This window comes from Streptomyces sp. NPDC002265, assembly GCF_040296125.1.
GTDB lineage: Bacteria > Actinomycetota > Actinomycetes > Streptomycetales > Streptomycetaceae > Streptomyces.
The window spans coordinates 21487-28875 of sequence record NZ_JBEOWS010000085.1; the positions used below are offsets into that span (position 1 = coordinate 21487).

The 7389-nt window shown below is 71.8% G+C and carries 7 protein-coding genes; 2 read left to right on the forward strand and 5 right to left on the reverse strand.

What is annotated here, in order from left to right; translation table 11 throughout:
- Nucleotides 1-78: 78 nt before the first annotated feature.
- Nucleotides 79-225 (forward strand): hypothetical protein, encoded by a 147-nt coding sequence (locus ABT085_RS17380; protein WP_351607862.1) that lies wholly within the window; start codon nt 79-81, stop codon nt 223-225.
- Between the two features lie 181 nt (nt 226-406).
- Here ABT085_RS17380 and ABT085_RS17385 read toward each other — a convergent pair whose 3' ends face one another.
- Nucleotides 407-2185, reverse strand: a complete 1779-nt coding sequence (locus ABT085_RS17385) for a trypsin-like serine protease (RefSeq protein ID WP_351607865.1) — start codon at nt 2183-2185, stop codon at nt 407-409.
- Between the two features lie 420 nt (nt 2186-2605).
- Here ABT085_RS17385 and ABT085_RS17390 point away from each other — a divergent pair, with 420 nt between their 5' ends.
- Nucleotides 2606-2920, forward strand: coding sequence for a hypothetical protein (locus ABT085_RS17390; RefSeq protein WP_351607867.1), 315 nt, complete (start codon nt 2606-2608; stop codon nt 2918-2920).
- Between the two features lie 128 nt (nt 2921-3048).
- Here ABT085_RS17390 and moeZ read toward each other — a convergent pair whose 3' ends face one another.
- The 4 genes from moeZ to ABT085_RS17410 form a co-directional block, all read right to left on the reverse strand.
- The gene (gene moeZ, locus ABT085_RS17395) at nt 3049-4227 is read right to left on the reverse strand and encodes an adenylyltransferase/sulfurtransferase MoeZ (RefSeq protein ID WP_351607873.1); all 1179 of its coding nucleotides are present in this window, start codon (nt 4225-4227) and stop codon (nt 3049-3051) included.
- A gap of 63 nt (nt 4228-4290) precedes the next feature.
- Nucleotides 4291-5040, reverse strand: coding sequence for a spherulation-specific family 4 protein (locus ABT085_RS17400; protein ID WP_351607878.1), 750 nt, complete (start codon nt 5038-5040; stop codon nt 4291-4293).
- Nucleotides 5028-5987 carry an NAD-dependent epimerase/dehydratase family protein gene (locus ABT085_RS17405; RefSeq protein ID WP_351607881.1) on the reverse strand — a complete coding sequence of 320 codons (960 nt, stop codon included), beginning with the start codon at nt 5985-5987 and terminating at the stop codon, nt 5028-5030. The genes ABT085_RS17400 and ABT085_RS17405 overlap by 13 nt, the downstream gene beginning before the upstream one ends.
- Before the next feature lie 682 nt (nt 5988-6669).
- A partial coding sequence (locus tag ABT085_RS17410; RefSeq protein WP_351607884.1) for a hypothetical protein occupies nt 6670-7389 on the reverse strand: 720 nt, incomplete at its 5' end.

The following is a 7389-nucleotide window of genomic DNA, read 5'->3' on the forward strand; positions in this document are numbered from 1 at the left end:
AAGGGATACGTTGCAGGGATGCCGACCGAGTCCGTACCGACCTGTCCCCAGTGCGGTGGCCCGTTGAAAGCCGGCGCGATGGCGCTTTGCCACCGCGAGGAGGACGACCGCCGCACCTGCCGTGTGGTCTGGGGCTGCTCCGACCAACACGTCTGGTGGAAGTGGGCCGACCGTCCGACCTCCGAGCTGGAACTCTGCCCCTACCCGGATCTGATGGACGGCTGACATCCACAGCCCCCGGTCGGAGCGGGCGCGGATCGAACCGGGGCAAGCATTCACCCTAGGTTGCGTCCGGTGGGAGATCCCGCAGAACAACACCAGCGTGTGCAAGACCGTGCCCGCCCTGGTGACAGGACGGGCACGGCGGGTGACCGGTGGAGCGGGTGCACCCCGCTCACCTGCGGGGTCAGCCGAGGAGGTCGTACTGCTGGAATCCGGTGCCGAGGGAGACCCTTGCGGCGAAGCTCGCAGTTGTGTTGGCGCCGGTGCCCTTGTACAGGTAGAGCGTGCCGCCGGGCGTGCGGGCCAGCAGGTCGGCCTTGCCGTCGCTGTTGAGGTCGCCGACCGTCACGAGCGCGTTGTACGTCGTGCTGGTCCAGGTGGCGACCTTCAGCGCGGGCTGCCAGAGGGCCGTGGAGGCCACGCCCTTGCTGCGGTACAGGTACACGGCGCCGGTGCTCTTGTTGCGGGCGAGCAGGTCGGCGTTGCCGTCGCCGTTGAAGTCGCCGTGGCCGCGCACGAGGTTGAAGTTGTTGAAGCCGACGCCGACCTTGAGGGGGGCGGCGAAGCCTCCGTTGCCCTTGCCCGCGTACAGCCACAGCGCGCCCGTGGAGTCCACGGCCAGCAGGTCGGGCAGGTAGTCGCCGGTCATGTCGCCGGGGGCGACGATGTTCAGGCGGGTCTTCCAGTTGTCGCCGATCAGCTTGCTCGCCCACGAGTCGGTGGCGGGCACGTAGTGCTTCCAGAAGACGTCGCCGTCGGAGGACCGGCGCACGATCAGGTCCTGGTAGCCGTCCCGGTCGAGGTCCGTTTGGAGGATGAGGTTGTAGCCGTTCCAGTTGCCCCAGGACCTGCGGGCGGCCAGCGAGGTGCCCTTGGAGTCGATCTCGTAGGCGGTCTTGGTGGAGGCGTTGCGCACGAACAGGTCGGCGAGGTGGTCACCGTTGAGGTTGGTGTCCTCCACGCGCGGGTAGGCGGCGCCCACGTAGGACGAGACCTTGGTGAAGACGCTGTACGCGCCGCTCGCGACGCAGTCCTCGACGCCCCAGGAGACGACGCCCACGATCCGGCCCTTGACGATCAGCGGGCCGCCGGAGTCGCCGTTGCAGGCGGAGGTGGTGCCCTCGTCGCTGCCGGTGGCGGGGTTGCCCGCGCACACCATGTGGCCCTTGACGAAGTCCGCGCCGTAGGCGCCCGCGCAGGTGGTGTCCGACTGGATCGGCAGGGTCGCCGTCTTCAGCACGTCGGAGATGTCGTGCGTGGTGGAGCTGGTGCGGCCCCAGCCGAACAGCGTGGCCGGGGTGCCGGCGGCGTACGACGCGGTGTCGGTGGCCGTCGTCATCCGGATCGGCGTGGCCTTGATCGGGTTGGGCAGCGTCAGCACGGCGATGTCGTTGTTGATCGTCGCCGGGCTGTACGACGGGTGGTTCCACTGCCGCCAGACGTCGCTGTACGACCCACCGTGCAGGTCGGTGATCTGGCCGTTGCTGTCGACGGTGGGCAGCTGCGCGGTGCCGGTGATGACGATGCCGTGCGCGTACCAGCTGTAGTTCTTGTTGTACTCGTCGCGGACGCAGTGCGCGGCGGTGAGGATCTTCGTCGGGGCCACGACCACGCCGCCGCAGAAGAAGCCGATGTCGTCGGTGGTGGTGGTGGTTCCGCGGTCGTCGCCGTACCACAGCTGCGCCATCCACGGCGCGCTCGTGATGGACGTCGTGGTGCCGCCGATGATCTTCGGGTCGACGGTGCTGGTGCGGGTGCTCCCGCTCAGCGCCTCCTTGCCGGTGTGCCCCGGGGTGTCGTCACCGGCGACGGCGATCGCGAGCCGCTTCTCCAGCTCGGCCTGGGACGGTGCGCTGACCGTCCGCTTCGGCGGGGTCTCGGCCGCCTGCGCGGACGACGTCAGCAGGACGCCTGCGACGGCCGCGGCGATGCCGGCCGCGGCCACGGGCAGGGCGATCCGCACACGGCGTCTGTGACGCCGTCCCCCGGACGTGGGTGTACCCACAAGTCCCCCCTCGGGAAGTGATGTTCTGGGTCACACGGTCGAACGGGTGACCGAAGGGCGTGATCGTACCGTGGACGTGCACATGCAGAAGGGCCGCCCCCCTCGGAAGGGGGACGGCCCGTACGACGTCGGCGGGGACTAGGGTCTTCCGTTTGGATCAGCGCGGGACTCCTTGGCGGCTGCGCAGCGCTCAACCGAAGTCACGGCGAGTTCGTGCGGGCAGCCAGGGAATCGCTCGGTGGCCATCTGTACGGCCGAGGCGCGCCTCTGGTCCGGGCTGCTGCTGGGGCCGGAGCTCCCCGGGCATCCTCTGCGACGACCGGGCCTACGCCTGCAACGAACGTAGCGATCGCAGCCCCCAGCCGTCATGATCTGCCCATGGACGAGTACACATGGCCGACGCGCCCCAAAGTGCCGAAGGAGTCGTATCAGGAAGTGTGGGAGGCGACCGTCGCGGCTCTGCCGCTGGGGGCTTCCATGAGCGGAGAGGTGGTCGGGCGCCAGCCCTTCGGGGTCTTCATCCGGGTCGACGGGGTTCCGGACGCCATGGCGCTGGCGGAGATCATCTCCATGCCCGAGGGGATGGGGCTGCCCGTCCTCGGGGCCCGCGTCCAGGGTGAGGTCGTCGCGCATGCTGACCACAACTGTCAGGTGCGGGTTCGCCTGCACGAGGCGGGAGCGTCTCCCGAGTGATCTCCGCCGGGCCGTCCCTGGGCCGTGCGAGGCCGGCCGACGTCGACCGGCAACGACAGAAGCCCACGACGTCTGAGCTGGTCAGAGCCGCGGGCCTCGTCAGGCTCGCTGGTGGGCGAGGGGTGTGATCAGTAGACGGGCTTGTGGGGCTCGATCTGGTTGACCCAGCCGATCACGCCGCCGCCGACGTGTACGGCGTCCGCGAAGCCCGCGGACTTCAGCACGGCGAGGACTTCCGCACTGCGGACACCCGTCTTGCAGTGCAGGACGATCTTCTTGTCCTGCGGGAGGGACTCCAGGGCGGTGCCCATGAGGAACTCGTTCTTCGGGATCAGCTTGGCGCCGGGGATCGAGACGATCTCGTACTCGTTGATCTCGCGGACGTCGATGATCTCGATGTTCTCGCCGTCGTCGATCCACTCCTTGAGCTGCTTGGGAGTGATCGTCGAGCCGGCCGCGGCCGCCTGGGCCTCCTCGGACACGACGCCGCAGAAGGCCTCGTAGTCGATGAGCTCGGTGACGGTCGGGTTCTCGCCGCAGACCGCGCACTCGGGGTCCTTGCGGACCTTGACCTGGCGGTACTGCATCTCCAGGGCGTCGTAGATCATCAGACGGCCGACCAGCGGCTCGCCGGTGCCGGTGAGGACCTTGATCGCCTCGGTGACCTGGATGGAGCCGATGGACGCGCAGAGCACGCCCAGGACACCGCCCTCGGCGCAGGAGGGGACCATGCCCGGCGGCGGGGGCTCCGGGTAGAGGCAGCGGTAGCAGGGGCCGTGCTCCGACCAGAAGACGGAGGCCTGTCCGTCGAAGCGGTAGATCGAGCCCCACACGTACGGCTTGTTGAGCAGCACGCAGGCGTCGTTGACCAGGTAACGGGTCGCGAAGTTGTCCGTGCCGTCGACGATCAGGTCGTACTGGCTGAAGATGTCCATCACGTTGTCGGCCTCGAGCCGCTCCTCGTGAAGGATCACGTTCACGTACGGGTTGATGCCGAGGACCGAGTCACGGGCGGACGCGGCCTTGGAGCGGCCGATGTCGGACTGACTGTGGATGATCTGGCGCTGCAGGTTCGACTCGTCGACCTCGTCGAACTCCACGATGCCGAGCGTGCCCACGCCCGCCGCGGCCAGGTACATCAGTGCCGGCGAGCCCAGGCCGCCGGCGCCCACACAGAGCACCTTGGCGTTCTTCAGCCGCTTCTGCCCGTCCATCCCGACGTCGGGGATGATCAGGTGGCGGGAGTACCTGCGGACCTCGTCTACGGTGAGCTCGGCAGCCGGCTCGACCAGGGGTGGCAACGACACGGGGACTCCGTTGGTCGGTCAATCACTACGGTTGTTCTCCCCGTAACACTGCCACGGGCTTCTTCATTCCGAGACTCCCGTTCCGATCCGCGAGACGATGTCGTCCCAGTAGCCGGGCATGGTCTCCCAGGGGCCGGCGCCGCTGCCGCGGTCCGTCCGGTCGGTGAAGTAGATCGTCGAGGCGCCCTGCCAGCGGGCGATGCGTAATGCCTCGTCGAGGTGGCCGCGCGGGACTCCGTGGACGAGGTGGCAGAACCGTTCGGGCGGGTAGTCGGCGGTCCATTCGGCCACCTGCGACCAGCGGTAGTCGCTCCAGGGACCGCTGAACGTGACGAGCTGGTCGGCGTTCTCGGCGTAGCCGGGGTGCGGATGGGTGCCGTGGCCGAGGACGATGTGGATGTCGTCGCGCAGGCCGCGCAGCGCGGCCACCGTGCGGCGGATCGCGGGGAGCACGGCGCGTTCGTCCGGGCACCGGTCCAGCAGGAAGCCGTCGACCCGGTACCAGTCGCGGTAGCGGTGCGCGTCGGAGATCAGGTCGGCGAAGGGGCGGCCGCCGTAGGCGGTGTCGAGGTGGCCCAGGACCCGGACGCCCGCGTTGCGGACCCGGCCCGCCGCTTCCAGGCAGTGCGGATCGGGGCGGGTGCCGGGGCCGTCGGCGACGTTCAGCACGACCCAGTGCAGCGGGGTCCCGGGGCGGGAGAGCTGACCCCACTCGGTCGGGGCGAGCAGGGGGTGCCCGCAGCCCGGGACACCGAAGCCGGTGCGGACCTCGGTGCGCGCGGCGCCGTCCGCCGAGCTGGTCAGATGCGGCATGCCGCCTCCATCCAGATGTCGGCGAGGGACTCCTCGAGGTTGATACGGGGGCGCCAGCCGAGCCGGTCGCGTGCGGTGCGCACATCGGCCTGCTGCCAGCTGCCGCAGCCGTCGGGGTAGGCGACCGGGGCCGCGTGGTCGGGGTCGGTGCGCGGGTGGCCGACGGTCGCGCGCAGGTGGTGCCCGCCGGACGGCCCGTCGAGTTCGTGCAGGGCGCCTGCGTATCCGGCGACGCGGGCGAGGACCGTGGCGGCGTCCCGCAGGCGTACGGCGCGGCCCGAACCGATGTTGATGACGCCCTGCGCGGCGGAGAGCGAGGCCGCGTGGACGGCGCGGGCCACGTCGCGGACGTCGATGAAGTCGCGCTGGGCGCCGAGTCCGCCGAGCTTGAGCTCGCCGTCGCCGGACTGCATGGCGCGGCGCATGGCCTCGGCGAGGCGGCCGAGCGGGGAGCCCGCGGGGGTGCCCGGCCCGGCGGGCGAGAAGACCCGCAGGACGACGGCGTCGAGGCCTGATCCGAGGACGAGTTCGGTGGCGGCGAGTTTGCTGACGCCGTAGGGGCCGCCGGGGCGCGGCACGGCGTCCTCGGCGGTGGACGAGCCGGGTTGGCTCGGTCCGTACTCGGCGCCGCACCCGATCTGCACCAGGCGGGCTCCGCAGCCGCTGCGGCGCAGGGCCTCGCAGACGGTGGCGACGGCGACGGTGTTGTGCCGGGTGAGGTCGCGGGCGCCGCCGCGGGTGGCTCCGGCACAGTTCACGACGACCTGGGGGTGGACCGCGTCGAGGAAGCGGGTGAGTGCGCCGGGGCTGCCGGACGCCAGGTCGAAGCGGACATCGGCGTCGTCGCCGCGGCCGAGCGCGGTGAGCTGGACGGCCGGGTCGGCGAGCAGTCGGTCGGCGACGAAGCGGCCGATGTAGCCGTTGGCTCCGATCAGCAGGACCCTCATCGCTCGGCTCCCGGGGTGTGCGCTCCGGATGTTCCGGTGGCTCCGGACGCTCCGGGTCGGGAGGTGGTCATCTCGTGTCTCTCCTTCGAGGGGGTGGTGCGGTTGCCTCCGGCTCCGGGGCTGGTGCCCCCCGGGCGGGCGGCGGATCGGGAAGTCCGGCGGGGGCGTGACCGCGGGACGTACGCGACGGCCGACGCCGCGGGTGCGGCGGGCGCCGCGGGTGCGGCGGGCGCCGCGGGTGCGGCCGACTCCGCGTGCATGGCGTGCGCCTCGGGTGCGGCGGACTCCGCGGGTGCGGCCGACGCCGCGTGCATGGCGTACGCCTCGGGTGCGGCGGACACCGCGCGCACGGCGTGCGCCACAGGTGCAGCGGGCGTCGCGGGTGCAGCGGACACCTCGTACGCGGCAGGCGCCTCAGGCACAGCGGACACCGCGCGCACGACAGGCGCCACAGGCACGGCGGGCGCGTGCATGGCGGGCGCCACCTTCACGGCCGACGCCACAGGTGCGGCAGACGCCATGGGCGCGGCGAGCGCCTCAGGCCCAGCAGACGCCGCATGCGCACCAGGCGCCACAGGCACGGCGGACGCCACAGGTACGGCGGGCACCGCGTGCACGGTGGGCATCACCTGCCCGGCCGGTGCCGCAAGCACAGCGGGTGCCGCGTACGCGTGTCGGCGGGTCATCGGGCGGCCTCCGGTCGGGCGTGGGCCGATGCGCGGGTCAGGGTCCGGGTCGCATGGACCAGCAGGACCAGCGCTCCCGCTCCGCAGACGAGGGCCGGGACGCTGCCGGGGCCCCAGGCCCGCACCAGGGACTCGACGGGTTCGGCCAGGACCTCGCAGCCGGGCAGGCGGCCGGCCAGGACCGTGCCCACGGCGGCGGCTTCGGTCAGGGCCGCGGCGCCCAGGACGACGGCGGGTACGCGGGGGAAGCCGTGCAGGGCGAGGAGGCGGGCCAGCAGCAGGAGCGCGCCCAGGGTCAGGGCCTGCGCATAGGGCGCGGCCTCGCCCAGAACCGCGGCGCACAGGGCCAGCAGTGCCGTCAGCGCACCCAGGAACAGGGCGAACACGGCGAGCAGCAGGGGGCGTACGGAGGAGGCGAACTCCTCCAGACCGCGACTGGTCGTCAGTTTCCGGCGCGCGCGTACGGCGAGCAGGTGCGCGGACCAGGCGGCCGGGGCGCAGCCGAGCGCGAGGGCCAGGACGGGTGCCGCGGCGAGTGTCCAGGAGCCGCCCGTGAGACAGGCCGGCAGGTCCCGGGGGCCTGCGGCGACGGCGTCGTGGAGCAGACCGTCGCCGAGGGCGGCGTAGGTGAGGAGCCACCAGGGCCAGCTGTTGCCGCCGGCCGGGGGCGCGCCGGTGCGGTGGGCGGTGGCGCTCAGCGGGCCGCGGCTCAGCGC

Excerpts from the sequence above, each read along its gene's own strand:
- ABT085_RS17405 (WP_351607881.1), bottom strand. The coding sequence starts at position 5,987 with ATGAGGGTCCTGCTGATCGGAGCCAACGGCTACATCGGCCGCTTCGTC.
- ABT085_RS17390 (WP_351607867.1), top strand. The coding sequence starts at position 2,606 with ATGGACGAGTACACATGGCCGACGCGCCCCAAAGTGCCGAAGGAGTCG.
- ABT085_RS17400 (WP_351607878.1), bottom strand. The coding sequence starts at position 5,040 with ATGCCGCATCTGACCAGCTCGGCGGACGGCGCCGCGCGCACCGAGGTC.
- ABT085_RS17380 (WP_351607862.1), top strand. The coding sequence starts at position 79 with ATGGCGCTTTGCCACCGCGAGGAGGACGACCGCCGCACCTGCCGTGTG.